Origin of the sequence: Streptomyces composti (genome assembly GCF_012034205.1) — a bacterium.
Classification (GTDB): Bacteria; Actinomycetota; Actinomycetes; order Streptomycetales; family Streptomycetaceae; genus Streptomyces; species Streptomyces composti.
The window spans coordinates 98867-124425 of sequence record NZ_JAATEM010000025.1 but is presented as its reverse complement, the minus strand read 5'-3'; the positions used below and the strand labels follow the sequence as shown (position 1 = coordinate 124425).

General features: G+C 71.5%; 25 protein-coding genes and 1 riboswitch. Of the genes, 15 read left to right on the top strand and 10 right to left on the bottom strand.

Annotated elements, in window-relative coordinates; translation table 11 throughout:
• The coding region (locus HCJ93_RS21030) for a NucA/NucB deoxyribonuclease domain-containing protein (RefSeq protein ID WP_240967735.1) at positions 1 to 179 on the top strand (179 nt) is incomplete at its 5' end.
• Between the two features lie 23 nt (positions 180 to 202).
• Positions 203 to 730, top strand: a complete 528-nt coding sequence (locus HCJ93_RS21025) for a hypothetical protein (protein ID WP_167997309.1) — start codon at positions 203 to 205, stop codon at positions 728 to 730.
• 279 nt (positions 731 to 1009) lie between these two features.
• Here the strand turns inward: HCJ93_RS21025 and HCJ93_RS21020 are convergent, their stop codons facing one another.
• The 7 genes from HCJ93_RS21020 to HCJ93_RS20990 all read right to left on the bottom strand — a co-directional run bounded on the left by HCJ93_RS21020 (position 1010) and on the right by HCJ93_RS20990 (position 7797).
• Complete coding sequence (locus HCJ93_RS21020; protein ID WP_167997308.1) at positions 1010 to 2788, bottom strand: caspase family protein; 1779 nt, start codon at positions 2786 to 2788, stop codon at positions 1010 to 1012.
• Between the two features lie 10 nt (positions 2789 to 2798).
• Positions 2799 to 3197: an effector-associated constant component EACC1 gene (locus HCJ93_RS29900; RefSeq protein WP_167997307.1), complete on the bottom strand. Its 399-nt coding sequence runs from the start codon at positions 3195 to 3197 to the stop codon at positions 2799 to 2801.
• Positions 3198 to 3369: 172 nt separating this feature from the next.
• Positions 3370 to 3576 carry a hypothetical protein gene (locus HCJ93_RS21010; protein ID WP_167997215.1) on the bottom strand — a complete coding sequence of 69 codons (207 nt, stop codon included), beginning with the start codon at positions 3574 to 3576 and terminating at the stop codon, positions 3370 to 3372.
• A 27-nt stretch (positions 3577 to 3603) separates the two neighbouring features.
• Positions 3604 to 4188: a dihydrofolate reductase family protein gene (locus HCJ93_RS21005; RefSeq protein WP_167997306.1), complete on the bottom strand. Its 585-nt coding sequence runs from the start codon at positions 4186 to 4188 to the stop codon at positions 3604 to 3606.
• A gap of 161 nt (positions 4189 to 4349) precedes the next feature.
• The gene (locus tag HCJ93_RS21000; RefSeq protein ID WP_167997305.1) at positions 4350 to 4958 is read right to left on the bottom strand and encodes a GNAT family N-acetyltransferase; all 609 of its coding nucleotides are present in this window, start codon (positions 4956 to 4958) and stop codon (positions 4350 to 4352) included.
• 180 nt (positions 4959 to 5138) lie between these two features.
• Positions 5139 to 6257: a family 2 encapsulin nanocompartment cargo protein polyprenyl transferase gene (locus HCJ93_RS20995; protein WP_167997304.1), complete on the bottom strand. Its 1119-nt coding sequence runs from the start codon at positions 6255 to 6257 to the stop codon at positions 5139 to 5141.
• A 133-nt stretch (positions 6258 to 6390) separates the two neighbouring features.
• The gene (locus HCJ93_RS20990) at positions 6391 to 7797 is read right to left on the bottom strand and encodes a family 2B encapsulin nanocompartment shell protein (RefSeq protein WP_167997303.1); all 1407 of its coding nucleotides are present in this window, start codon (positions 7795 to 7797) and stop codon (positions 6391 to 6393) included.
• Between the two features lie 312 nt (positions 7798 to 8109).
• Between HCJ93_RS20990 and HCJ93_RS20985 the strand changes: the two genes are divergently transcribed.
• Together HCJ93_RS20985 and HCJ93_RS20980 are read left to right on the top strand one after the other, a co-directional pair.
• Positions 8110 to 8700: an N-acetylmuramoyl-L-alanine amidase gene (locus HCJ93_RS20985; RefSeq protein WP_206317722.1), complete on the top strand. Its 591-nt coding sequence runs from the start codon at positions 8110 to 8112 to the stop codon at positions 8698 to 8700.
• A gap of 334 nt (positions 8701 to 9034) precedes the next feature.
• Complete coding sequence (locus tag HCJ93_RS20980) at positions 9035 to 9928, top strand: 1-aminocyclopropane-1-carboxylate deaminase/D-cysteine desulfhydrase (RefSeq protein ID WP_167997322.1); 894 nt, start codon at positions 9035 to 9037, stop codon at positions 9926 to 9928.
• Positions 9929 to 9947: 19 nt separating this feature from the next.
• On the opposite strand, the gene HCJ93_RS20975 is transcribed toward HCJ93_RS20980, so the two are convergent.
• Positions 9948 to 11540, bottom strand: coding sequence for a Na+/H+ antiporter (locus HCJ93_RS20975; RefSeq protein WP_167997302.1), 1593 nt, complete (start codon positions 11538 to 11540; stop codon positions 9948 to 9950).
• A 47-nt stretch (positions 11541 to 11587) separates the two neighbouring features.
• Between HCJ93_RS20975 and HCJ93_RS20970 the strand changes: the two genes are divergently transcribed.
• From HCJ93_RS20970 to HCJ93_RS20960, 3 genes are all read left to right on the top strand, one after another.
• Positions 11588 to 11848: a UBP-type zinc finger domain-containing protein gene (locus HCJ93_RS20970; RefSeq protein WP_167997301.1), complete on the top strand. Its 261-nt coding sequence runs from the start codon at positions 11588 to 11590 to the stop codon at positions 11846 to 11848.
• A gap of 258 nt (positions 11849 to 12106) precedes the next feature.
• The gene (locus HCJ93_RS20965; protein ID WP_004925829.1) at positions 12107 to 12520 is read left to right on the top strand and encodes an ATP-binding protein; all 414 of its coding nucleotides are present in this window, start codon (positions 12107 to 12109) and stop codon (positions 12518 to 12520) included.
• Positions 12517 to 13695 (top strand): RNA polymerase sigma factor SigF, encoded by a 1179-nt coding sequence (locus HCJ93_RS20960; protein ID WP_373563595.1) that lies wholly within the window; start codon positions 12517 to 12519, stop codon positions 13693 to 13695. Before HCJ93_RS20965 ends, HCJ93_RS20960 begins: the two co-directional genes overlap by 4 nt.
• A gap of 162 nt (positions 13696 to 13857) precedes the next feature.
• On the opposite strand, the gene HCJ93_RS20955 is transcribed toward HCJ93_RS20960, so the two are convergent.
• Positions 13858 to 14301: a hypothetical protein gene (locus HCJ93_RS20955; RefSeq protein WP_167997300.1), complete on the bottom strand. Its 444-nt coding sequence runs from the start codon at positions 14299 to 14301 to the stop codon at positions 13858 to 13860.
• Between the two features lie 58 nt (positions 14302 to 14359).
• Between HCJ93_RS20955 and HCJ93_RS20950 the strand changes: the two genes are divergently transcribed.
• Complete coding sequence (locus tag HCJ93_RS20950; RefSeq protein WP_167997299.1) at positions 14360 to 15328, top strand: diacylglycerol/lipid kinase family protein; 969 nt, start codon at positions 14360 to 14362, stop codon at positions 15326 to 15328.
• A 318-nt stretch (positions 15329 to 15646) separates the two neighbouring features.
• Entirely contained in the window at positions 15647 to 15904 is a 258-nt protein-coding gene (locus HCJ93_RS20945; protein ID WP_003992873.1) for a WhiB family transcriptional regulator, read from the top strand.
• A gap of 171 nt (positions 15905 to 16075) precedes the next feature.
• Here the strand turns inward: HCJ93_RS20945 and HCJ93_RS20940 are convergent, their stop codons facing one another.
• Positions 16076 to 17542, bottom strand: coding sequence for a sensor histidine kinase (locus tag HCJ93_RS20940; protein ID WP_167997320.1), 1467 nt, complete (start codon positions 17540 to 17542; stop codon positions 16076 to 16078).
• Positions 17543 to 18276: 734 nt separating this feature from the next.
• Between HCJ93_RS20940 and nagB the strand changes: the two genes are divergently transcribed.
• The 6 genes from nagB (at position 18277) to HCJ93_RS20910 (ending at position 25551) form a co-directional block, all read left to right on the top strand.
• Entirely contained in the window at positions 18277 to 19062 is a 786-nt protein-coding gene (gene nagB / locus HCJ93_RS20935; RefSeq protein ID WP_167997298.1) for a glucosamine-6-phosphate deaminase, read from the top strand.
• A gap of 169 nt (positions 19063 to 19231) precedes the next feature.
• A complete protein-coding gene (locus HCJ93_RS20930; protein ID WP_167997297.1) occupies positions 19232 to 19996 on the top strand; it encodes a GntR family transcriptional regulator in 765 nt (254 codons plus the stop codon).
• 292 nt (positions 19997 to 20288) lie between these two features.
• Positions 20289 to 20555 carry a DUF3311 domain-containing protein gene (locus HCJ93_RS20925; protein ID WP_167997296.1) on the top strand — a complete coding sequence of 89 codons (267 nt, stop codon included), beginning with the start codon at positions 20289 to 20291 and terminating at the stop codon, positions 20553 to 20555.
• Positions 20552 to 22180: a monocarboxylate uptake permease MctP gene (mctP, locus tag HCJ93_RS20920; protein WP_167997295.1), complete on the top strand. Its 1629-nt coding sequence runs from the start codon at positions 20552 to 20554 to the stop codon at positions 22178 to 22180. The genes HCJ93_RS20925 and mctP overlap by 4 nt, the downstream gene beginning before the upstream one ends.
• A 183-nt stretch (positions 22181 to 22363) precedes the next feature.
• Positions 22364 to 22867 (top strand): GNAT family N-acetyltransferase, encoded by a 504-nt coding sequence (locus HCJ93_RS20915; protein WP_167997294.1) that lies wholly within the window; start codon positions 22364 to 22366, stop codon positions 22865 to 22867.
• A 52-nt stretch (positions 22868 to 22919) separates the two neighbouring features.
• Positions 22920 to 23056, top strand: a riboswitch (cobalamin riboswitch).
• Positions 23057 to 23178: 122 nt separating this feature from the next.
• Positions 23179 to 25551, top strand: coding sequence for a ribonucleoside-diphosphate reductase subunit alpha (locus tag HCJ93_RS20910; RefSeq protein WP_167997293.1), 2373 nt, complete (start codon positions 23179 to 23181; stop codon positions 25549 to 25551).
• The last annotated feature ends 8 nt before the right edge of the window (positions 25552 to 25559 follow it).

Genomic DNA, 25559 nt, shown 5'->3' with positions numbered 1-25559 from the left:
AGTGTGACGAGTATCCCTTCGCCTCCACGCAGGAAGGCTCCACCAAGGGCGACAACCGGTTCTCCGTCCGCTTGATCGACGGTGACGACAATGAGACCGGCGGACGCAGGCTCGACCAGATGTACACCCTCAACCGCATGCTGGACGGCGACGCCTTCTACATGAAGATCACCAACTAGCGGATAGAAAGGGCAGCGGCACCATGGCGCTCCTGGCTGAATACCGTTGCAAGGCCACTCCGGCCCGCCGCGTCGTCGAGGTCTACGACGCCGACGCCTACCTCAGCGATGACGACGCCATGGCCGCTGCCCGCACGCAGGTGGTGGCCGGCAACAGCTACCACCTGTACCTGCTCAGCCTTCAACCCGACATCGACGTCGAGGTGGCCATCCGTGTCTGGGACATCGCACCCGACCCGCCCGCCGAGGTTGAAGGCCATGTCCCTATCAGTATCGAGTCGGAAACCGGCGTCCTCGTCGTCAACCAACTGGAATACGGCCCCGCAGGGGAGATGCCCCTGCCCCGTCCCGGTGTCTACGAAGGTCACGCCTGGTGGGAGAACCGGCAGGCGACAGCCGACTACTACGCGACGACGCTCGACCACCCCACCGACGACACCTTCGAGGACCACCTCACCCAGGCTTGGAACAACCCCCCGGTCACCGAACGCTACGTCTTGGACCTCGCCTACATCCGCGAACCCGAACCCGTCGACGACGAAGATCTGTAAGCCGGCGCAGTCCGCACACAGTCCGCAGGACACCCGGTCGGGACCGTCGTACGCCGTCGCCAGCCATCAGGAAAAGGCCAGGTCAGCGACCTGCGGCCATCATCACCGCAGGTCACCGACCCGGCCCACTACTAGGAGACCAAGAAGGCCTGACCTTCACCCGGCCACCGACCTGCGGTCCCTCGATCGCCCGGTCCGCCCCGCACCCGGCCCGCACCCGCCGCCCACGGCGTGCCGCGGACCGGGTGCGGTCGTTCGGGGCGGTGACAGGAGGCCAGGTCACCGCGGACGGCCCGGCGGGCCTGCCCTCCCCGCGTGGCGCAGATGGATCCACGATGCCAGGGCGAGGGCCGACGCGACGGATCCGAACAGCACCTGCCAGACGGGTCCTGGGCCGCTGAAGGTGCTGCCGTCCCTCGGCCGGAGGGCCGCCCAGACGCAGGCCACTTGCACCAGCAGGTCCACGGCGTGAACGACCCAGGCGGACACCAGGCCGGCTGCGGCTTGCGCCGGCCGGACCCAGAGCACGGCCAGGGACAGCGCGACTCCGAGGAGGGGCACGGAGATCCGCTGGAACCAATCGGCGGCGGTGGGGGCGGGGTGGGCTCCCCAGGTGGCGACCAGCGCACCGGCCATGCCCAGCGCGCACAGCGTCACGCCGGCCGCCGACCACGGACGCCCTGCTCGCGGCCGGAAGGACAGCGCGAGCGGCGGGCGCATGCCGGTCACTGCCACGAGGGCCGCTCCCGCCGCGACTGCCAGCAGGATCCGTGTGCCGGTGATGAACTCCGGAAGCCACGCGAAGGCGACGTTCCGTTGTCCGTAGACATCGGCCTGGACGGCGAGCGGCAGGCCGGTCACGACCAGGGCGCCGTAGCCGGCCAGGAATCCCGCGCCCGCCCAGGCGCGCGGCAGAGGCGACCGCGTGAGGCGCCACATCGTCACCCCGGCGGCGATGGCGATCACCGGCCTGATGAACTCCGAGAGGAAGGAGCCCTCTTGGCCGAGTACGATGGCCACGGGGTCCGTGAACGGATGCCAGCCGTACCGGACGACTCTCAGCACGGGGTTCACCAGCATGGCCACGCCGTACAGGGACAACGCCACGAAGGCGGCCGTCCCGGCGTGGCGCAGGAGTTCTGGTGCGCTGTCGCGGCCCGGGGGGTCCGACGGGTCGCGGCGTACCGGCCCGTTGGCTGGGGAGGCGGTGCGCCCTGCAGGGCGCGGCAGGGGTGGCGAGGTTCGGCCGTGGCCTGCGGAGACCGCCGTGGCCGACGGGGCGGACCGAGGCACCGTCAGCCCGGTGCGGTGCGCGGTCGCCGCCAGGGCCGGATTGCGTGACAGGGCGAGCCCGTCGATCGTTCCGGTGACGCGCTGCTGGGGCAGGGGCAGCCGGAGGACCGTGGCGGTGTGCAGGAGCCTGCGGTGGATCTCGCCGCAGGTGAGCAGTTCCGGGCCGTCGGGCACCCCGTCCCGCAGCAGGCGGAGGAGTTCGCCGGTGAACGCGGTGTGAGGGGCGCCCTCGGGAGCCAGTGAGACGCTTGTGCGCGGGGCGGAGGTGAGGACGAACGTCCCCGAGATCCCGAGCCGTCCGGCGAGCCCGGACTCGGCGTCGGCCATGTCCTCCCCGGTGCCCAACCCGCTGAAGCAGCAGTCGAGGATCACCACCCGGTTCGCCGCCCCGCAGCCGTTCAGCACCTCGCGCACCAGGTCGTAGGCCAGGGCGCTCACCCCGAGTTCATCCGGGTCGGTGTCCGAGAGGGCGAGGTAGAGGTCGGTGCGCGGACCGACGAGACCGTGTCCGGCGAAGTAGACGATCAGGGTGTCCTCGGCCAGTGCCGCGTAGTGCTTCAGCGTGCGGTACACCGTGCGGATGTCTTCCGGGTCGCCGAGTTGGACACAGCGCTCCGGAGGGAGCCCGCCCAGCGCGGGGTCGGTGAGCACGGCCTTCAGATCGCGGAGGTTGTTGCGCACGGCGGGCAGGTCGCTCAGGCCGGCCCGGTAGGTGCCGGTGCCGATCAGTACGGCGTACGACCGCTGCGGATCGGGGAGACGCACCGCACCCGCCCTAGTCGCCGGTCGCGGGGGCGGGCGGCTCCGGCCGGCCTTCCAGCGCCAGACGCAGCAGTCGTTCCGACTCCTCCGCCTCCGCGGTCGTGATGGTCACCTCCCGGCCGTCGGTCGTGGTGACCGTGACCGTGGTGGGGGGCCGGTTCGTGGTGCGGCGCTGGGTGAGCCAGAGGGTCAGCGCCTGTCCCAGCGCACCGGTGACGGCACTGATGACGCCGCTGACCAGTCCTTCGACGACGAGTTCGCCGACCGAGCCCATCCGGCCGGGCAGTGCGGCCGGGGTGGAGTACCGGACGCGCCCACGCAGGGTGGGTTCCTGGCGCAGCCAGTCCCACAACGACTGCATGGCGGCCTGGTCCCCGTCGACCGCGATGCGGACGTCGACGCCATCGACCACTGCTTCCCCCTCTTCGTCACCGAGCCACGGCCGCACCCAGGAGGAAGCCGATGCGGGGCCGCCACCTGGGGGGACGATGATCCCACCGCGAACCGGCGCACCGCAGCGATTCCGCCGCAATGCACCGGACGGTGGCCGTGCCCCACGGGGGAGACGGAAGTGCCCGGAGGGGCTACTGCCCGGCCGGGCGGGCATCGGAGGTCTGCGGTTCCCGCCCGGGGTGCCGGGTCTGCGGCCGGTCCTCGGACGTGCCGCAGTCGGGGTTCCGGCAGGGGCCCGGTTTCCAGACGGGGACCCAGGCGCCCAGCGTCTTGTGGCGGTGGGCGACCAGTTCCAGTGGCTGTCCGCAGGTGGGACAGACGGGCCGTTCGCCGGTCATGTCCTCCAGCGTAGAGCGGGGCGGGGTTCAGCGCTTCCTGGCGTAGGTGCGCACCACGGCGCCGTTCTCGAAGGTGCGCGTGGAGTCCAGGGCGAACTCCAGCACGGGGAACTCGGCGGTGAACATGGGCATGCCGGTGCCCAGCACGATGGGGTAGGTCTTGATGACCATCTCGTCGATCTCCCCGGCCAGTTGGCCGGCGACGCGGGAGCCGCCGCAGAGGTAGATGTCGTACGGGCTGTCCTCGGCCTTCAGCTCGCGGACCCGGCCGACCAGGTCGTCGGAGACGATCTCGACGTTCGGGTCGGGTGACTCGGTGAGGGTGCGGGAGGCGACGAACTGCCGCAGATGGGCGTAGGGGCTGGTGATGCCCTCCTTCAGGGCGAGGTCGTAGCTGGCGCGGCCCTGGACGACCGTGTCGAACCGCTTGTTGGGCAGGTCGTCCAGGCCCAGCGCCCGCCGCCCGTGGGTGGGCAGCGTCTCCGGGTACTCCGTCTTCAGGTACTCGAAGAACTCCTCGTCGGCGTACCGCATCATGGCCGAGGCGTCGCCGCCGGGGTCGCCGATGAAGCCGTCGATGGTGCAGGCGATGAAGTAGGTGAGCTTTCGCACGATGGCCTCCTGGCTGCGTGTGCCCTGACCGCGTGCCCCGGCCGGGCCGCCCGGGGTGCGCCGCGTTGACGACTTCAGTTGTAGTACTCCGGTTGTAGTGGTTGCAAGGGATTATCGGATCGTCGCGGGCGGCTGCCGCGCCGGGCACACACGCATCGCGGTCACCGCAGGCGGGCGCGCGGTTCGCGCCACATGGGCCACATGCAGGGGCCGTCGGGGAGGCGGAGGGGTTCCCCGGTGAGGGCGAAGCCGAGGCGTTCGTAGAGGCGGCGGCTGCGTTCGCTGCTCGCCTCCAGGTACGCGGGGAGCCCCTCCCGGTCGCAGCGGTCGAGCACCGAGGTGATCAGGGCGGTACCGAGTCCCTCCCCCTGCCGGTGCGGGGCCACGCCGATCATCCACAGGTACTCGTGGGCCCGCCCGGAGGGGTGGACCGCCGCGGTCAGCCTGCCGATCTGCTCCACCCGCTCGTTGTCCGGGTCGACCGCCTGCCGTACCTGCGCGGGGCCGTCGTCCTCCTCGCCGGAGCCGTGCTCCTCGGCCGGCATCGGCATCCACAGCGCGCAGGCCGAGCCGTCCTCGGTGATGTCGATGCGTCCGCCGTCCATCACGATGTCGGTGAACGCCGCCATCAGACGGTGATGCGTGCGCCGCCGGTACTCCTCGCCGGGGAACACCCAGCTGCTCACCGGATCGCTCTGGAACGCCTCGTCCAGCAGCCGGACCACCAGCTCCCGGTCGCCCTCACCGGCCGTACGGATCGCCACGCCCATGTCCGTCTCTCCTCTCAACCACCTTGTCATGTACGGGGGTTGAGCCTACGGGTGACGGCGGGGCGGGAGACGCAGCGGGCGGGCCCCGCACACCGTGGGGAAGTGCGGGACCCGCCGCCGGGTCCGGAGCACCGGGGCCGTGCGGGTCAGGGTCCGCACGGCCCGGCGGCTCCGGGGCCTTCAGGTGGTGCGCCGGGTGACGAACTCGGCCAGCGACAGCAGCCCTCCGGCGCCCTCCGGGTCGGGTACCGCGCGCGCCAGTTCCTGCATCGCCCGGGCCATCCGGTCGGCCGCCTGGGCCTGCGCCCAGTCACGGCCGCCGGCCCGTTCCACGGCCGCGGTGATGCGCTCCAGGGCCGCGTCGGCGCGTTCCGGGTCCTCCGTCGCGTGCGGGGCCGCGTAGAGCGCGGCGAGTTCGGCGGCCGCCGGGGTGCCCGAGGTGAGCGCGGCGACCACCGGCAGGGACTTCTTGCGGGCGGCCAGGTCCGCGCCGGCCGGCTTGCCGGTGCGGAGGGGGTCCCCCCATATGCCGATCACGTCGTCGATCAGCTGGAAGGCCAGCCCGGCCTGGCGTCCGAAGACGTCCAGCGCCCGTACCTCGGCGTCCGAGGCTCCGGCGTACAGCGCGCCCAGGGCGCAGGCGCAGCCGAGGAGCGCGCCGGTCTTGGCCTCGGCCATGGCCAGCGTCTCGTCGAGGGTCACCTCCTGCGGGGCGCGCCGTTCCATGGCGGTGTCCGCGTGCTGGCCCGCGCACAGCTCGATCACGCAGTCGGCGAGCCGGGTCGCGGCGAGCGGGGCGGCCCGGTGCCCGTCCCCGGCGAGCAGCCGCAGCGCCAGCGCCTGGAGGGCGTCCCCGGCGAGGATGGCGTCCGCGTCACCGAACACCGTCCAGGCGGTGGGCCGGTGGCGGCGGGTGGTGTCCCGGTCCATCACGTCGTCGTGCAGCAACGTGAAGTTGTGGACGAGTTCCACCGCGGCGGCGGCCGGCAAGGCCGCCGCACGCGCTCCGGGTCCGCCGAGGGCGGAGGCCGCGGCCAGCACCAGGGCCGGCCGGATCGCCTTGCCGGAGCTGCCGGCGGCCGGGGTGCCGTCCGCGTGCTCCCAGCCGAAGTGGTAGCGCGCGATCCGGCGCATCGGGCCGGGCAGCGAGCCGATCGCGGCCCGCAGCACCGGGTCGACCTCGGCCCGCGCCAGCTCCAGCAGCGTCGTCGCCTCGTGCTTCTCGGCGGGACGCCGTACCGCCCCCGGTGCTCCCCGGGGTGAACGCCCTGCCGTGGACCGTGTCCCGAGCTCCGTCATGGACTCACCCCTGCGACCGTCCCGGAGGATGAGCGGCGGGTGGCGCCTGCACCGCCGTAGCGCGCGTACCTGGAGGGTGTACCCGTCCGGGCGGGCGGGGACACGGCGGGCCGGCCGGGGCGTGGCTGGATCGTCACCGCCAGCGGCCGATCTCGACGTTCTCCAGGACGCCCAGTGCGTCCGGTACCAGCACCGCTGCCGAGAAGTAGGTCGTGACCAGGTATTTGATGATGGCCTGTTCGTTGATGCCCATGAACCTGACGGACAGGCTCGGCTCGATCTCGTCGGGGATGCCGGAGGCCCGCAGGCCGATGACGCCCTGGTCCTCCTCGCCGGTGCGCAGCGCGATGATGGAGGTGGTGCGGGCCTCGGTCACCGGGATCTTGTTGCACGGGAAGACCGGCACCCCGCGCCAGGTGGGGATGCGGTTGCCGCCGATGTCGACGGTCTCCGGCACCAGCCCCCGCTTGTTGAGCTCGCGCCCGAACGCGGCGATGGCACGCGGGTGGGCCAGGAACATCCGGGTCCCGCGGCGCCTGCTGAGGAGTTCGTCCATGTCGTCGGGGCCGGGCACGCCGTCGTGCGGCTGGATCCGCTGGTCGTACTCGCAGTTGTGGAGCAGACCGAAGTCCCGGTTGTTGATCAGCTCGTGCTCCTGACGCTCCTTCAGCGCCTCGACGGTGAGCCGGATCTGCTGCTCCGTCTGGTTCATCGGCTGGTTGTAGAGGTCGGCCACGCGGGTGTGGATGCGCAGCACGGTCTGGGCGACGCTGAGTTCGTACTCGCGGGGCCGGGGCTCGTAGTCCACGAAGGTGTGGGGGATGTCCGGCTCTCCGCTGTGGCCGGCCGCGAGGTCGATCTCCTTCTCGCCGTACTTGTTGGTGCCCTGGGCAGGGACGGAGCGGTTGCGGCTGAGGTGTTCGCGCAGGGTCTCGGAGCGCTCGGCGACCTGCTGGACGGCCTCGCGGGGCAGCACCAGCACGGTGCAGGCGGTGAGCGTGCGGGCCGTGTACTCCCAGATGGCGTCCTCGTCGAGCAGCGCCGCATCGCCGAAGTAGGCGCCGTCGGCGAGGACTCCGAGGGACTCGTCGTCGCCGTAGGGGCCGGTGCCGATCTTCTCCACCCTGCCGTGCGCCAGCAGGTACACCTCGTCGGTGGGACTGCCGAAGGAGGCGATCACCTGGCCGGCCTCGATCTCCCGCTGCCGGCAGCGGGCGGCGAGTTCGGCGAGCACCTCCTCGTCCTCGTAGTCCCGCAGAGCCGGGAGTTCGCTCAGCTCCGCGGGGATGATCTCGACGCGGTCGCCGGTCTTCACGAACGTCATCCGGCCGTCGCCGACGGCGTAGGTCAGCCGCCGGTTCACCCGGTACGTTCCGCCCTTGACGTCCACCCACGGCAGCATGCGCAGCAGCCAGCGCGAGCTGATCTCCTGCATCTGCGGAACGGACTTGGTGGTCGTGGCCAGGTTCCGCGCCGCCGCCGTACCAAGGCTCTGCTGGGGCCTGGTCTGCTCCGTGCGGACCTCTTCGCCTACCGACATATGGAATTGCCCTCCCAGTTGTGATCCACGCCCATCCGTGGCGGGCATCGATCTGCGAGAGCAACCCTTCCTCACGTAACGTGCTCGTACCATTACCCGAAAGAGCGGGAATGGATCTTCGAGAGTCGGGGCATCCGGGGGGCCGCCCGGCTCCGCGCAGCCCGGCACGGGCGGAGCCCGGCCCTCCGCGAAGTTGTCCGAATCGGCTCGCACAGGCTCCGAACGATGGGTTCCGGCCGTTCCGTTTCGGTACAAGCACCGGTACGAGGCGGCCGCACAGGGCGGCCGTCCGCAGCACGTGAGGAGGCGGTCATGGCCCCACCCATGTCCGCGAGCGCGTTCCTCAGCGCTCTGAAGGCGGAGGGTCTGACAGTCGTCGAGGTCGGCAACTGGCGTACCCACAACCGCAACCACAAGGGCCCCTGGGGGCCGGTGCACGGTGTGATGATCCATCACACCGTGACCAAGGGCAGCGCCAGAACGGTGGAGATCTGCCGCAACGGCTACGAGGGCCTGCCGGGTCCGCTGTGCCACGGGGTCATCACCAAGGACGGCCGGGTCCATCTCGTCGGCTACGGCCGGGCCAACCATGCCGGTCTCGGCGACGACGACGTGCTGCGGGCGGTGATCGCGGAGCGGGCGCTGCCACCGGACAACGAGGCGAACACCGACGGCAACCGGCACTTCTACGGCTTCGAGTGCGAGAACCTCGGCGACGGCAAGGACCCCTGGCCCGCCGCACAGCTGGAGGCGATCGAGAAGGCCGCCGCGGCGGTCTGCCGCCACCACGGCTGGAACGAGCGGTCGGTGATCGGCCACCTGGAGTGGCAGCCCGGCAAGGTCGATCCGCGCGGTTTCACCATGTCCTCGATGAGGACCCGCATCCGCGACCGGCTGAAGTAGCAGCCGGAACGCGCCCGGCGGCGGACCGGACGACGATCCTTTCAGGCCAAGCCTGGAGCGGGTGCGCGGTCGGAGGCCGTCAGCGGCGGGCCACGACGGTCCCGCGCCGGTGCCCCACCCCGCCGTCGCCCCGGAGCCGCGTGCCCCGCCTCCGCCGCCGGGCCCCACCCCGCACCGCACCGCCGGCGGGGACAATGGCACCGTGACCTGGTCCGACACCCCCGACGCCCCGGAGCCCTCCGGCTCCCCCGAGACCCCCGGCTCCCCCGGCTCCCCCGTCCTCGCCGGACTCCCCGGACTCCCCGGACTCCCCGGACTCTCCGGGCTCTCCGGGCTGCGTCCGCGCCTGCCCTCGCCGGTGCAGGAAGTGGTGGACGAGCGCTTCGAGCGGTACGGAGTGCGCCTCGTGCTCAAGCGGGACGATCTGATCCACCCGGAGCTGATCGGCAACAAGTGGCGCAAGCTCGCGCCCGGCCTCGCGGCGGCCGGGGGCCGCACCGTGGTCACCTTCGGCGGGGCGTACTCCAACCACCTGCGGGCCACGGCCGCCGCCGGACGCCTGCTCGGGCTGCGCACCGTCGGCGTGGTCCGGGGGCACGAGCTGCGGGACCGCCCGCTCAACGACTCCCTGGCCCGCTGCGCCGCGGACGGCATGCGGCTGCACTTCGTCGAGCGCTCGGTCTACCGCCGCAAGACCGAGCCGGGAACGCTGGCGGCCGTCCTGCGGGACGCCGGCGCGGGAGAGGACGCCTACGTGGTGCCCGAGGGCGGCAGCAACGCCCTGGCCGTGCGCGGCTGCCGGGCGCTGGGCGAGGAGCTGACGGGCGTGGCCGACGTGGCCGCGGTCGCCTGCGGGACCGGCGGGACGCTGGCCGGGATGGCCGCCGGACTCGCGCCGGGCGCACGGGCGCTGGGGGTGCCCGTCCTCAAGGGCGGCTTCCTGCACCGCGAGGTGGAGGCGTTGCAGACGGCCGCGTTCGGCGGACCGGCCGGCGACTGGAGCCTGGACGACCGCTTCCACTTCGGCGGCTACGCCCGCACCACACCGGAACTCGACGCGTTCGCGGCGGACTTCGAGCAGCGGCACGGCGTCCCGGTCGAGCGTCTCTATGTCGCCAAGGTGCTGTACGCCCTTGTCGCTCTCGCGGAGGAGGGGGCCTTCCGGCGCGGCAGCACGGTGGCCGCCGTCGTCACCGGGCGTCCCTTCCCCGAAGCCCCCGGCCGGTGACGGCCCGGGACCTTCCACCCTAGGTCGCCTCCCGGAACGCCGCCGCCTCCTCGAGGTCGAGCCGGCGCAGCAGGGTGCGCAGCATCTCGTCGTCGATGTAGCGGCCGTCGCGCAGCCGTACGAACACCTCGCGCTCGGCGCCGATCATCTCCCGCGACAGCCGCCGGTAGGTGTCGTCCACGGACTCCCCGGTGACGGGGTTGGTCCGCCCGAGCCGTTCCCAGACGGCGTTGCGGCGGTGCTCCAGAACCGCGTGCAGCCGGTCGGCGAGCGGGCCCGGAAGGGCGTTGCGCTCGTCCGCCAGCAGTTCTTCGAGGCGCCGTTCCGCCGCCCGCGAGGCCTGGGCCTGGGCGTTGGCCTCGGTCAGGGTCTCCGCCCGGGGGTCGCGCGGCGGGAACTTCAGCAGGCGGATCAGCAGCGGCAGTGTGAGCCCCTGGACGACCAGCGTGCCGATGACGGTGGTGAAGGTCAGGAACAGCAGCAGGTTGCGCTGCGGGAAGCCGGTGCCGTCGGCGGTGAGCGGGATGGAGAAGGCGATGGCGAGCGACACCACTCCGCGCATCCCGGCCCAGGAGATGACGAACGGCGCCTTCCAGCCGGGCCGGCCCTCCCGCCCCCGGATCCGCGCCGACAGCATCCGCGGCAGCCAGGTCGCCGGGTAGACCCAGAGGAACCGCACGGCGACGACCACCGCGAAGACGGCCAGCGCGTACCAGGCGGCCTCGGTCCCCTCGTACTCGCCGAGGCCGGCGAGGACGACGGGGAGCTGCAGTCCGATCAGCGCGAAGACCGCCGACTCCAGCACGAAGGCGACCATCCTCCACACGGCCTCCTCCTGCAGCCGGGTGGCGAAGTCGACCTCCCAGGCGCGGTGCCCCAGATAAAGCGCGACGACCACGACGGCGATGACTCCGGAGGCGTGCACCTGCTCGGCGAGCGCGTAGGCGGCGAACGGGATCAGCAGGGAGAGGGTGTTCTGCAGCAGCGCCTCCCGGACATGGGTGCGCAGCCAGTGCAGCGGCACCATCAGGATCAGGCCGACCGCCAGGCCGCCGACGGCGGCGAGCAGGAACTCGCCGACCCCGCCCATCCAGGTCATGCCCTCACCGACGGCCGCGGCGACGGCCACCCGGAACGCGGTGATCGCGGTGGCGTCGTTCAGCAGGGACTCGCCCTGCAGGATGGTGGTCACCCGGGACGGCAGTCCCACCCTGCGGGCCACCGCGGAGGCCGCGACGGCGTCCGGCGGGGCCACCACCGCGCCGAACACCAGCGCCGCGGTCAGCGGCAGCCCGGGCACCAGCAGGTACAGGGCCCAGCCGACGGCGAGGGTCGCGAACAGCACATAGCCGACCGACAGCAGTGCCACCGGCCGCAGCTGGGCCCGCAGATCGAGGTAGGAGCTCTCGGTCGCCGCCGAGTGCAGCAGCGGCGGAAGGATCAGCGGGAGCACCACATGCGGGTCGATCGTGTACTCGGGCACCCCGGGGACGTAGCTGACCGCGAGCCCGGCGGCGACGAGCAGCAGGGGCGCGGGAACGGGGGTGCGCCGGGCGGCCGCGGCGACCGCGGCGCTGCCCGCGACCAGCAGAAGCAGCGGCATCACGTCCATGTCGGACACATCCTCGGTTTCGGCTCGCCCGTCGTAATCTGGCCATCATGAAACAGTGCACGCACGCCGACGCGCTGCCGCACCCGGAGCCCGCTCCGCGCAGCGAGACGTGCCTCGAGTGTCTGCGGGACGGCACGGACCCGGTGCAGCTGCGCCTGTGTCTCACCTGCGGTCACGTCGGCTGCTGCGACTCGTCGCCGAGGCGCCACGCCACGGAGCACCACAGGCGGACCGGCCACCCGGTGATGCGGTCGCACGAACGCGGGGAGAACTGGCGCTGGTGCTTCGTCGATCACGTACTGGTGTGACCCGGCGGGTCCCGGGTGCCGGACGGTTCGACCGTCTGACGTCTGGGTACGTCAATCCGGCGCGCGCTCTTCCCAATTGGGCCCGCAGACCCCCTAGCCACGGAGCGTATTCATAGTTTTACTATGAGTGACAGCAAGGCCTCGGGGTCCCGGGACAGGACCGTGCAGAGCGCGATAGCGTCACCGCTGAACCACGTAGCGCGTTGTCCGGGGGCGGGTTCCCGGCCCTGAAACGCTTGTACCACCTTGGAGGTGAGGGTGTCCCAGATCGCAGGCGAGCCCGCGACCCAGGACTTCGTGGAAGTCCGGCTGCCGGCCGCGGGGGCCTACCTGTCGGTGCTGCGCACGGCCACGGCCGGCCTCGCGGCCCGTTTGGACTTCACCCTCGACGAGATCGAGGACCTGCGCATCGCGGTCGACGAGGCCTGCGCGATCCTGCTGCAGCAGGCCGTGCCGGGGTCGGTGCTCAGCTGTGTCTTCCGGCTCGTCGACGACTCGCTCGAGGTCACCGTCTCGGCGCCGACCACCGACGGCCATGCCCCCTCGCGGGACACCTTCGCCTGGACCGTCCTGTCCGCGCTCGCGGGCAAGGTCTCCTCCGCCGTGGACGAGGACAAGACCGTTTCGATCAGCCTCTACAAACAGCGCGGCGCGGGACCCGGGCCGGCGTGAGGAACGAGGACGGGCCGGTGCGGGACGAAGAACGCGGCACACGGGAGCTGGCGGCCCAGGGCGTGCCGGACGGCATCGACGGCATCCCCGAGCAGGCCCGGCCGCATCCGGAGGAGGACTCCGGAACGGCCGGGGCCCCGGGCGGCCCCGCGGACGGTGCCGGACGGCGCACGCCCGCGGGCGGCCGGACGGGTGCTGCCTCCGGTCAGGCGGGCGTCCCGGCCCGCACCAGGCCGGCGACGGGGGACGAGGCGAACGCTCGGGGAAGGGCGACGGGCGGGACGATGAACGAGCACGAGCGATACGCCGAGGACGAGGCGCCGCGGGCGCCGGGTGGGCCGGGTGGGCCGGGTGCGCCGGCCGCACCGGCCGCCCGCAGCGCGCCGGGCCCTCAGGGCACGCACGGCACGCACCACGACCCGCAGGACCGCAGCGGGGCGCGCGCCATGTTCCTCCGGCTGCGCACCCTGCCGGACGGCAGTCCCGAGTACGCGGAGCTGCGCAACCAGCTGGTCCGCATGCATCTGCCGCTGGTGGAGCATCTGGCGCGCCGCTTCCGCAACCGCGGTGAGCCCCTGGACGATCTCACCCAGGTCGCCACCATCGGTCTGATCAAGTCGGTCGACCGTTTCGACCCGGACCGGGGCGTGGAGTTCTCCACCTACGCGACCCCGACGGTGGTCGGCGAGATCAAGCGGCACTTCCGCGACAAGGGCTGGGCGGTGCGGGTGCCGCGCCGGCTGCAGGAGCTGCGCCTGGCGCTGACCACGGCCACGGCCGAGCTGTCCCAGCTGCACGGCCGCTCCCCCACGGTGCACGAGCTCGCCGAGAAGCTGGGCATCTCCGAGGAGGAGGTCCTGGAGGGCCTGGAGTCGGCCAACGCCTACTCCACGCTGTCCCTGGACGTCCCCGACACCGACGACGAGTCCCCCGCGGTCGCCGACACCCTGGGCGCGGAGGACGAGGCGCTGGAGGGCGTGGAGTACCGGGAGTCGCTCAAGCCGCTGCTGGAGGATCTCCCGCCGCGCGAGAAGCGGATCCTGCTGCTGCGCTTCTTCGGCAACATGACCCAGTCGCAGATCGCGCAGGAGGTCGGCATCTCGCAGATGCACGTCTCCCGGCTGCTGGCCCGCACTCTGGCGCAGCTGCGGGAGAAGCTGCTCGTCGAGGAGTGACGGAGGGTGAGCACACCCGGCGCGTGAGCAGGGCCGAGCACATCCGGAGGCGCGCGGCGGGGGCCCGCCTCGGCCGTGCGGACTTCTGGGCGCGCGCCCGCCTGCCGGCCCGCGGATCCCGCCGGCCGGCCCCGGCCGCGGGGCGCACGGGGACTGGCGCTGCTACTTCCCGGCGTTCCCCGGGCCCCGGATGCCCAGGGCCTGCGTGGTCTCCGCGTTGATCAGCAGGACCAGGGACGTGACGGCGACGACGGCGAGGGCGATGCCCGCCGGGATGGCGATGCTGTCGGCCTGCAGCAGGTTGTAGGCGACGGGCAGGGCCATGATCTGGGTGATGACGGCCGGGCCGCGGCTCCAGCTGCGCCGGCCGAGCAGCCCGCGGGCGGCGAGCAGCGGCAGCAGTGCCAGGAGGATCAGCGTGATCCCGCCGGTCACCGCCTGCTGGCGGTCGTCCGGTTCCCCGGTGATCCCGAGCACCAGCATCCAGGCGCCCCCGACGACGAGCGTCAGCCCTTCCAGGGCGACGAGGCCCGCGGCGTAGGTCAGCCGGCGCGGACGGGGGCCTGTGGTGTCCGGTGCGGTGGCGGGGGTCTGGTCCTTGCTCACCCCAGAAGGGTAGCCCTCGCCCTGGGCGCGGTACCGCCCAGTAGGTACCCTGCATCGCATGCGTGCACTTCTCGTGGTCAATCCGGCGGCAACGACTACCAGTGCGCGCACGCGCGACGTGCTGATCCATGCGCTCGCCAGTGAGATGAAACTCGACGCGGTCACCACCGAGTACCGCGGGCACGCACGCGATCTCGGCCGGCAGGCCGCGCTGAGCGACGACATAGACCTGGTGGTCGCCCTCGGCGGGGACGGCACGGTCAACGAGGTGGTCAACGGACTGCTGCACGCGGGACCCGACCCGGAGCATCTGCCGGGCCTCGCGGTGGTCCCGGGCGGCTCCACCAACGTCTTCGCCCGCGCCCTCGGTCTGCCGAACCAGCCGGTGGAGGCCACGGGCGTGCTGCTGGACGCGCTGCGCGAGGGGCGCGAGCGCACGGTCGGCCTGGGCCTCGCCTCGGGCACGCCGGGCACCGAGGACGAGGCGGTCCCGGCCCGCTGGTTCACCTTCAACGCGGGGCTCGGCTTCGACGCGGGCGTGGTCGGCCGGGTCGAGCAGCACCGCGAGCGCGGAAAGAAGTCGACGCACTCCCTCTACATGCGGCAGGTCGTGCGGGCGCTGTTCGGCGAGCCGCACCGGCGGCACGGGGTGATCAGCCTGGAGGTGCCGGGCGAGGAGCCGGTCGAGGACCTGGTGCTCTCCATAGTCTCGAACACCTCGCCGTGGACGTTCCTGGGCAACCGCCCGATCTACGCCTCCCCCAAGGCCTCCTTCGACACCGGCCTGGACATCTTCGGTCTGAAGCGCCTGTCCGCCGCCGCGGTTGCCCGGTATGGCACGCAGTTGCTCGCTTCGTCCCCTGAGCGCGGTCCCAAGGGCCGGCACGCCGTCTCCCGGCACGATCTCACCCAGTTCACCTTGCATTCGAAGGTGCCACTGCCCCTTCAGATGGACGGTGACCACCTGGGGCTGCGTACCAGCGTGACGTTCACAGGCGTACGCCGTGCACTGCGTGTGATTGTGTGAGCAGAACGGCCCAAAGTCCTTTCACTCGAACGTTTAGGCCAGGGTCCACCCCATGGAAGTACGGCTGTGACCTAGTCGACACCGAAGAATCCAAAAAAACTTCCTGGAAGGGGTTGTATCCGGGGTCGAGGTTTGCGAGTCTCTACTTGGCGATCGGGACGGCCCGCAACACCGGCCTCCACAGATCACCGGAACCCCTCTACGAACCCAAGGACCACGCCAGGGAACCTGGCGGTCGGCCCTTCCCTTGTTGAGGGATTCGTGAAAGCGTTCACATTCACAAGCAACCCGCAGTAATACCAAGGAGAGGTAGCAGCCATGGACTGGCGTCACAACGCCGTTTGCCGCGAGGAAGACCCCGAGCTCTTCTTCCCCATCGGCAACACCGGTCCTGCGCTGCTGCAGATCGAGGAAGCCAAGGCCGTCTGCCGCCGCTGCCCGGTGATCGAGCAGTGCCTGCAGTGGGCGCTCGAGTCCGGCCAGGACTCCGGCGTCTGGGGTGGTCTCAGCGAGGACGAGCGCCGTGCGATGAAGCGCCGCGCCGCCCGCAACCGGGCCCGTCAGGCCTCCGCCTGACACACCCACCCCTGCTGACAGCCTGAGCTTGGCGGCGCGTGCACCGCGTACGCATCTCCCGCCCCCGAGCCGCAGCGCGCAGTTCCCGAATGCGCATCAGCCCCGGACCGTTCACCGGTCCGGGGCTCTTTGCCGTCCACGCACCCCGACTCGCCGTCTGTCCCAGGTCACCTACTTGTCGACCTGCACGGGGATGTCCAGGATCACCCTGGTCCCCCGCTCCGGCGCCGGAACCATGTCGAAGGTGCCGCCCAGCTCACCCTCCACCAGGGTCCGGACGATCTGCAGACCCAGATTGCCGGCTGTCTTCGGGTCGAAGTCCTCGGGCAGACCGACCCCGTCGTCCTGGACGGTGACCAGCAGCCGGGCCTCCCGGCTGGTGCCGCCGCGCACCGCGGAGACCTCGACCGTGCCGGTGTCGCCCTCGCGGAACCCGTGCTCCAGGGCGTTCTGCAAGATCTCGGTGAGCACCATCGACAGCGGGGTGGCCACCTCTGCGTCCAGGATGCCGAAGCGGCCCGAACGCCGGCCGGTCACCTTGCCCGGCGAGATCTCGGCGACCATCGCCAGCACACGGTCGGCGATGTCGTCGAACTCGACGCGCTCGTCGAGGTTCTGGGAGAGCGTCTCGTGCACGATCGCGATCGAGCCGACCCGGCGCACCGCCTCCTCCAGCGCCTCCCGGCCGCGGTCGGAACCGATCCGGCGGGCCTGCAGGCGCAGCAGTGCGGCCACCGTCTGGAGGTTGTTCTTCACCCGGTGGTGGATCTCCCGGATGGTGGCGTCTTTGGTGATCAACTCCCGTTCGCGGCGGCGAAGTTCGGTGACGTCCCTGAGCAGCACCAGCGAACCGATGCGCGTGCCCTTCGGCTTGAGCGGGATGGCACGGAACTGGATCACCCCGTCGTGCGCCTCGATCTCGAACTCGCGGGGCGCCCAGCCGCTGGCGACCTTGGCCAGCGCCTCGTCGACAGGCCCGCGGGAAGGGGCCAGTTCGGCGGTGGTGCGGCCGAGGTGGTGGCCGACCAGGTCGGCGGCGAGGCCCAGCCGGTGGTAGGCGGACAGCGCGTTCGGGGAGGCGTACTGGACGATGCCGTCGGCGTCGAGGCGGATCAGCCCGTCGCCGACGCGGGGCGAGGCGTCCATGTCCAGCTGCTGGTTCGCGAACGGGAAGGCTCCGGCCGCGATCATCTGGGCGAGGTCGGAGGCGCTCTGGAGGTAGGTGAGCTCGAGCCGGCTGGGGGTGCGCACGGTGAGCAGATTGGTGTTGCGGGCGATCACCCCGAGGACCCGTCCGTCGCGCCGCACCGGGATCGACTCGACGCGGACCGGCACCTCCTCGCGCCACTCGGGGTCCCCCTCGCGCACGATCCGGCCCTCGTCGAGTGCCGCGTCCAGCATGGGCCGGCGGCCGCGCGGGACCAGGTGGCCCACCATGTCGTCCTGGTAGGAGGTGGGGCCGGTGTTGGGCCGCATCTGGGCGACGGAGACATAGCGGGTGCCGTCACGGGTCGGCACCCACAGCACCAGGTCGGCGAAGGAGAGGTCGGAGAGCAGCTGCCACTCCGAGACCAGCAGGTGGAGCCACTCGAGATCGGTGTCGTCGAGGGCGGTGTGCTGGCGTACGAGTTCGTTCATGGAGGGCACGTCAGCGAGCGTACCCGCGCGATCGTGCAGCGCTGAAACACCCGCGGGGTACGCCCCCGGGACGCCGGCGGGGTGCGCCCTGGACCGCCTTCGGTACGGCCCTGAGACACCCGCGGGCCGCGGCGCCTGGGAGGGACCCTCAACCCTCCCGGCACCGCAGCCCGGAGCATGATCGGCCGTGGGGTGTGCGGTCCCGGTCGGCCGAGCGTGAGGATCCGGTGCAGTCAGGGCAGAGAGCCCCGGATCCTCGGTCCGCCTTCCTGTGCGGGGGAAGGCAGGTCTGTGTGTTCCTGTCTGGCATTGTGGACTAGACCACTAGCCATGTCCATGCTCGCGACGTCGTTCCCGTCCCGTTCTCCGCCTCTGCCCGGCGTTCGGGCCGGCGTCACGTTCAGAACGCAGCCTAGCTCGAAGGAGTTCCCCTGCGGAGCCGCTCGGCCGTGCAGTTTTCCCGAATGTGATGACGCCGGCGCCCCGCGGGGACACGCGGGGCGAGGACCCCGGCGAGCGCGAGCCGTCCGCGCACACCGCCGGGATGCCGGGGTACCCGGAGCAGGGACACGAAGACGCGGAGAAGACGCGGAGAAGACGCGGAAGAGAGGGAAGAAGGGCCATGGGGCGGGACCCGCTCCTCTGTTAGATTGGTCTAAACCACATCCGGGACGGGCGCCCGCACCGGCGTCCCGCCCGGCCCGAGCCCCTCCTTCCAGATCGGCAGGCCCAGCGTGGAAGTTGTCATCGTTCCGGACGCCCCGGCCGGCGGCGAACTCATCGCCGAGGCCATCGCTCAGCTCCTGCGGCGCAAGCCCGACGCCCTGCTCGGCGTGGCCACCGGCTCCACGCCGCTGCCCGTGTACGAGGCGCTGGCCGCGAAGGTGCGTGCCGGTGCGGTCGACGCCTCCCGGGCCCGGGTGGCGCAGCTCGACGAGTACGTGGGCCTGCCCGCCGACCACCCCGAGTCGTACCGCTCGGTGCTGCGGCGCGAGGTGCTCCAGCCGCTCGGCATCCCGGTGGAGTCGTTCATGGGCCCCGACGGGACCGCCGAGGACGTGCAGGCCGCCTGCGAGGCGTACGACAGGGCGCTGGCCGAGGCGGGAGGTGTGGACCTGCAGCTGCTCGGGATCGGCACGGACGGGCACATCGGCTTCAACGAGCCGTGCTCCTCCCTCGCCTCGCGCACCCGGATCAAGACGCTGACCGAGCAGACGCGGATCGACAACGCGCGCTTCTTCGACGGCGACATCGAGCAGGTGCCGCACCACGTCATCACCCAGGGCATCGGCACCATCCTGGAGGCCCGCCACCTGGTGCTGCTCGCCACCGGCGAGGGCAAGGCGGACGCGATCGCGGCCACGGTGGAGGGCCCGGTCGCCGCGGTGTGCCCGGCCTCGGCGCTGCAGCTGCACCCGCACGCCACCGTGGTGGTCGACGAGGCCGCCGCCTCCAAGCTGAAGCTGGCCGACTACTTCCGTCACACCTACGCGAACAAGCCGCACTGGCAGGGGCTCTGATCACCGTCTCACCACCCCGTCATGGACTAGACCAGCCCCCGTCCCGGCGGTATACAGAGGAGATCACGGAGCGTGCGGGGCACCGCCCCGCCGCGAGCCGTGCCACGATGTGGTCCGTGGCCGATGGGGATGTCGGTCGCTTCGGGACTCGGAGCCGGGAAGGCAGAGCATGAGCACCGACGTCAGCAGTGCGGAGAACGAGAACGGGACCACGGTCCGTACGGCGCGCGTGCCCAAGTACTACCGGCTGAAAAAGCACCTGCTGGACATGACCGAGACCGCGCCGCCCGGCACGCCGGTGCCCCCGGAGCGGACGCTGGCCGCGGAGTTCGACACCTCGCGCACCACCGTGCGCCAGGCGCTGCAGGAGCTGGTGGTCGAGGGGCGCCTGGAGCGCATCCAGGGCAAGGGCACGTTCGTCGCCAAGCCCAAGGTGTCGCAGGCGCTGCAGCTGACCTCGTACACGGAGGACATGCGCGCCCAGGGACTCGAGCCGACCTCGCAGCTGCTCGACCTGGGGTACATCACGGCCGACGACCGGCTCGCCGAGTTGCTGGACATCGCGCCGGGCGGCCGGGTGCTGCGCATCGAGCGCCTCCGGATGGCCAACGGCGAGCCCATGGCCATCGAGATCACCCATCTGAGCGCCAAGCGCTTCCCGGCGCTGCGCCGCAGCCTGGCGAAGTACTCCTCGCTCTACACGGCCCTCGCCGAGGTCTACGACGTGCATCTGGCGGAGGCCGAGGAGACCATCGAGACCTCGCTGGCCACGCCGCGCGAGGCCGGCCTTCTGGGCACGGACGTGGGCCTGCCGATGCTGATGCTCTCCAGGCACTCGCTGGACCGCGACGGCAAGCCGGTGGAGTGGGTGCGCTCGGTGTACCGGGGCGACCGGTACAAGTTCGTCGCCCGGCTCAAGCGCCCGCAGGAGTGAGCGCCGGACGGGGCGCCTGCCGGGACCGCCTGCCGGGGCGTCCGTCGAGACCGCTGCCGGGGCGTCCGTCGCGACCGCTGCCGGGGCGTCCGTCGCGACCGCTGCCGGGGCCCGTGTCGCACCCCGCGTTCCCGGCGAATCGGACGGTTGACAGAGATTTCGTTGCTGTTGTTTTGCGGTTGAGCAGCGCTCGCATACCGCTGAGCGGACACGGGGTTCCTGACCTGGTGCGCCTGACCTAGATTTCCTGCGCATTGCCAGCCGGTGATCCGTGAGGGGACAGGAGCCGCAGATGTCGCAAGCCCCAGACACCGGCAGGGAACCGGTGGTGACGCCCGTGCGCGTCGTCATCGGTCTCTGCCTCGTCGCACCGTTCGTCGCCATGCTGTGGGTCGGCTCGTACGCCAAGACCGACCCGGTGCTGATCGGCATCCCGTTCTTCTACTGGTACCAGATGCTGTGGGTGCTGATCTCGACCGCGCTGACGATGATCGCGTACAAGCTCTGGCAGCGTGACCAGCGTGCCCGCAAGGCCTCGAAGGGCGGTGCGGAGCAGTGAACGAGGACGTCAACGTCGTAGCGCTCGCCGTCTTCATCTTCTTCTTCGTGCTGGTCACGGTCATGGGCTTCCTGGCCGCGCGCTGGCGCAAGGCGGCGAACGAGCACACCCTGGACGAATGGGGCCTGGGCGGTCGGTCGTTCGGCACCTGGGTGACCTGGTTCCTGCTGGGTGGTGACCTGTACACCGCGTACACCTTCGTGGCGGTCCCGGCGGCGATCTACACGGCCGGCGCGGCGGGCTTCTTCGCGGTGCCGTACACGATCCTGGTGTATCCGCTGATCTTCACCTTCCTGCCGCGCCTGTGGTCGGTGTCGCACAAGCACGGCTATGTGACCACCTCCGACTTCGTGCGCGGCCGCTTCGGCTCGAAGGGGCTGTCGCTCGCGGTGGCGCTCACCGGCATCCTGGCGACGATGCCGTACATCGCGCTGCAGCTGGTCGGCATCCAGGCCGTGCTCGACGTGATGGGCGTCGGCGGCGGGGAGCACACCAACTGGTTCATCAAGGACCTGCCGCTGCTGATCGCCTTCGGTGTGCTGGCCGCGTACACCTACTCGTCCGGTCTGCGGGCGCCCGCGCTGATCGCGTTCGTCAAGGACACGCTGATCTACGTGGTGATCGCGGTGGCGATCATCTACATCCCGATCAAGCTCGGCGGGTTCGACGACATCTTCGCCAGCGCGAGCAAGGCGTTCAGCGAGACCAACCCGGCCACCGGCCAGCCGCGCGGTGCGCTGGTGCCGGGCGACGCGGGCCAGTGGACCTACGCCACGCTGGCGTTCGGCTCGGCGCTCGCGCTGTTCATGTACCCGCACTCGATCACCGCGACGCTGTCCTCGCGCAGCCGTGAGGTGATCCGCCGCAACACCACGATCCTGCCGCTGTACTCGCTGATGCTGGGTCTGCTGGCGCTGCTCGGCTTCATGGCGATCGCGGCCGGGGTGAAGGTGCAGAACGGCCAGCTGGCGATCCCGCAGCTGTTCGAGAACATGTTCCCCGACTGGTTCGCGGGCGTGGCCTTCGCGGCCATCGGCATCGGCGCGCTGGTGCCGGCGGCGATCATGTCGATCGCGGCGGCCAACCTGTTCACCCGCAACATCTACAAGGACTTCATCAAGCCCGACGCCACGCCCAAGGACGAGACGCGGGTGTCCAAGCTGGTCTCGCTGCTGGTGAAGGTGGGTGCGCTGGTCTTCGTCCTGACCATGGACAAGACGGTGGCGATCAACTTCCAGCTGCTCGGCGGCATCTGGATCCTGCAGACCTTCCCGGCGCTGGTGGGCGGCCTGTTCACCCGCTGGTTCCACCGGTGGGCGCTGCTCGCCGGCTGGGCGGTCGGCATGATCTACGGCACGGCCGCCGCGTACGGGGTGTCCTCGCCGACCCAGAAGCACTTCGGCGGGTCCGCGGACGAGATCCCGGGCATCGGCGAGATCGGGTACATCGGTCTCACCGCCTTCGTGATCAACGTGCTGGTCACGGTGGCGCTGACCTTCGTGCTCCGCGCGGTGAAGGCGCCCGAGGGCCGGGACGAGACCCAGCCGTCGGACTACACGGCGGACGCGGGCGACCCCGGCGTGCAGGTGGAGCTGCCGCCGGCCACCGCGGCCTCCAAGCACTGACGCGCCGACCCACCAGGCGTGGTTCCCGCGCCGTCGCGGGCCGGACGACGGGCCGCCGGAGTGATCCGGCGGCCCGTCGTCGTACCCGCGTGCGGCAGACCCCTCGTCGCACCCGTGCGGCGGACCCGTCGCCGTACCGTGCGTGGCAGGCCCGTTGTCGTACCCGTGCGGCAGACTCGGCCCATGGACATCGTCATCAGGCCGGTGCAGACCGAGGAGTACGAGGAGCTGGGGGAGATCACCGCCCGGGCCTATCTCGACGACGGGCTGCTGGACTTCGGGGAGAGCGACCCCTACCTGGGCGAGCTGCGGGACGTGGCGAAGCGGGCGGCCGCCGCCGAGGTGCTCGTCGCCGAGGAGCGGGGGCGGCTGCTGGGCGGGGTGACCTTCGTGCCGGAGGCAGGGCCGATGGCGGACATCGCCGGGCCGGGCGAGGCCGAGATACGGATGCTCGCGGTGGACCGGGCCGGCCGCGGGCGGGGTGCCGGGGAGGCGCTGGTGCGCGCCTGTGCGGAGCGGGCGCGGGCGCTCGGGCGGGAGCGGATCGTGCTGTCCACGCAGGCGTCGATGCGCACGGCGCACCGCATCTACGAACGGCTCGGCTTCGTCCGCACCCCCGAGCGGGACTGGAACCCGCTCCCGCACCTGTACGACCTCACGCTGCTCACCTATGAACTGACACTCTGACAGCAGCGCGGCACAACATATGGGGGTGCTCGCAGCACCCGGCACAAGATGTATGCTCATGCTCGCTGTCGCCGCAGGGGAATCCGGTGCGAATCCGGAACTGTCCCGCAACGGTGTACTCGTGCGTGCCCGCATCCCGTGCGCGTCCACGAGCCAAGTCCGAGGACCTGCCGACAGTGCGCCCGGCCGTCCGGCCGGGTGCCCTGACGTCCGGGCCTCGCGGAATGGGCCGGTGGACGCGGCGCCGCGTGCGCTCGTGAGCTGCCTCCTGCCCTCGCCGAGGCCCCTGTGCCGAGCGAGGGAGACCCCACGTGACCATCGCGCCAGCCGATCCGGCTTCAGCGATCGACGTGACCGAGGCGGGCGACGGTCCCGGTGCCGCGCTGCTGCGGACCCTGACCGAGCTGACCGCCGACCTGCCCGACGCCGACCCCGGCCGGGTGGCCGCGGCCGCGCTGCGCGGCCGCTCCGCCCGCGCCGACGAGGCGGAGCTGCGGGAGCTGGCCACCGAGGCGGCGGCCGGGCTGATCTCCGAGGACCCCGCCTACTCCCGGCTCGCCGCCCGGCTGCTGACCATCGGCATCCGTGCCGAGGCCGCCTCCCAGGGCGTCACCTCGTTCACCACCTCGGTCGCGACCGGTCACCGCGAGGGCCTGATCGCCGACCGGACCGCGGCCTTCGTCCGGCGGCACGCCGAGCGCCTGGACGCGCTGATCGACACCGGCGCGGACGACCGCTTCGGCTACTTCGGCCTGCGCACCCTGCACAGCCGCTATCTGCTGCGGCACCCGATCACCCGCAAGGTGATCGAGACGCCCCAGCACTTCCTGCTGCGGGTGGCAGCCGGTCTCGCCGAGAACGACACCGTCCGCGCCCTCGAGGAGGTCGCGGCGCTGTACCGGCTGATGAGCCGTCTCGACTATCTGCCCTCCTCCCCCACGCTGTTCAACTCCGGCACCCGCCACCCGCAGATGTCCTCCTGCTATCTGCTGGACTCCCCCAGGGACGAGCTGGATTCCATCTACGACCGCTACCACCAGGTGGCCCGCCTGTCGAAGCACGCCGGCGGCATCGGCCTGTCGTACTCCCGCATCCGCTCCCGGGGTTCGCTGATCCGCGGCACCAACGGGCACTCCAACGGCATCGTGCCGTTCCTGAAGACGCTGGACGCCTCGGTGGCCGCGGTCAACCAGGGCGGCCGGCGCAAGGGCGCCGCGGCGGTGTACCTGGAGACCTGGCACTCGGACATCGAGGAGTTCCTCGAGCTGCGCGACAACACGGGTGAGGACGCCCGGCGCACGCACAACCTGAACCTGGCGCACTGGGTGCCGGACGAGTTCATGCGGCGGGTCGCCGCCGACGAGCAGTGGTCGCTGTTCTCGCCCTCGGACGTGCCCGAACTGGTCGACCTGTGGGGGGAGGAGTTCGACGCGGCCTACCGCAGAGCGGAGGCGGCGGGCCTGGCGAGGAAGACCCTGCCCGCGCGGGAGCTGTACGGGCGGATGATGCGCACCCTCGCGCAGACCGGCAACGGCTGGATGACCTTCAAGGACGCCGCCAACCGCACCGCCAACCAGACCGCCGAGCCCGGCCAGGTGATCCACTCCTCCAACCTCTGCACCGAGATCCTGGAGGTCACCAGCGACGGCGAGACGGCGGTGTGCAACCTGGGGTCGGTCAACCTCGGCGCGTTCGCCGATCCGGCGACCGGGGACATCGACTGGGAGCGGCTCGACGAGACCGTGCGCACGGCCGTGACCTTCCTCGACCGGGTCGTCGACATCAACTTCTACCCGACCGAGCAGGCGGGCCGGTCCAACGCCAGGTGGCGGCCGGTGGGCCTGGGCGCGATGGGGCTGCAGGACGTCTTCTTCAAGCTGCGGCTGCCCTTCGACTCCCCCGAGGCCAGGGCGCTCTCCACCAGGATCGCCGAGCGGATCATGCTCGCCGCCTACGAGGCCTCCGCCGACCTGGCCGAGCGCAAGGGGCCGCTGCCCGCCTGGGAGAAGACCCGCACGGCCCGGGGCGTGCTGCATCCCGATCACTACGACGTCGAGTTCGCCTGGCCGGAGCGCTGGGCGGCGCTGCGGGAGCGGATCGCGTCCACCGGGCTGCGCAACTCGCTGCTGCTCGCGATCGCGCCGACCGCCACCATCGCCTCCATCGCGGGCGTCTACGAGTGCGTCGAGCCACAGGTGTCCAACCTGTTCAAGCGCGAGACGCTCTCGGGTGAGTTCCTCCAGGTCAACTCGTATCTGGTGGAGGACCTGAAGCGGCTCGGGGTGTGGGACGCGCGCACCCGGGAGGCGCTGCGCGAGGCGAACGGCTCGGTGCAGGACCTGGCATGGATCCCCGAGGACGTGCGGCGCCTGTACCGCACGGCCTGGGAGATCCCGCAGCGCGGCCTGATCGACATGGCCGCCGCCCGCACGCCGTTCCTGGACCAGTCCCAGTCCCTGAACCTGTTCATGGAGACGCCGACCATCGGCAAGCTCTCCTCGATGTACGCGTACGCCTGGAAGTCGGGCCTGAAGACGACGTACTACCTGCGTTCGCGCCCGGCGACCCGGATCGCCCGCGCGGCCCGGGCCCAGCAGCCCACCGTCCCCGCGCAGACCACCGCCGATCCCGGGGCGGTCGCCTGCTCCCTGGAGAACCCCGAGTCCTGCGAGGCATGCCAGTGACCACCAGC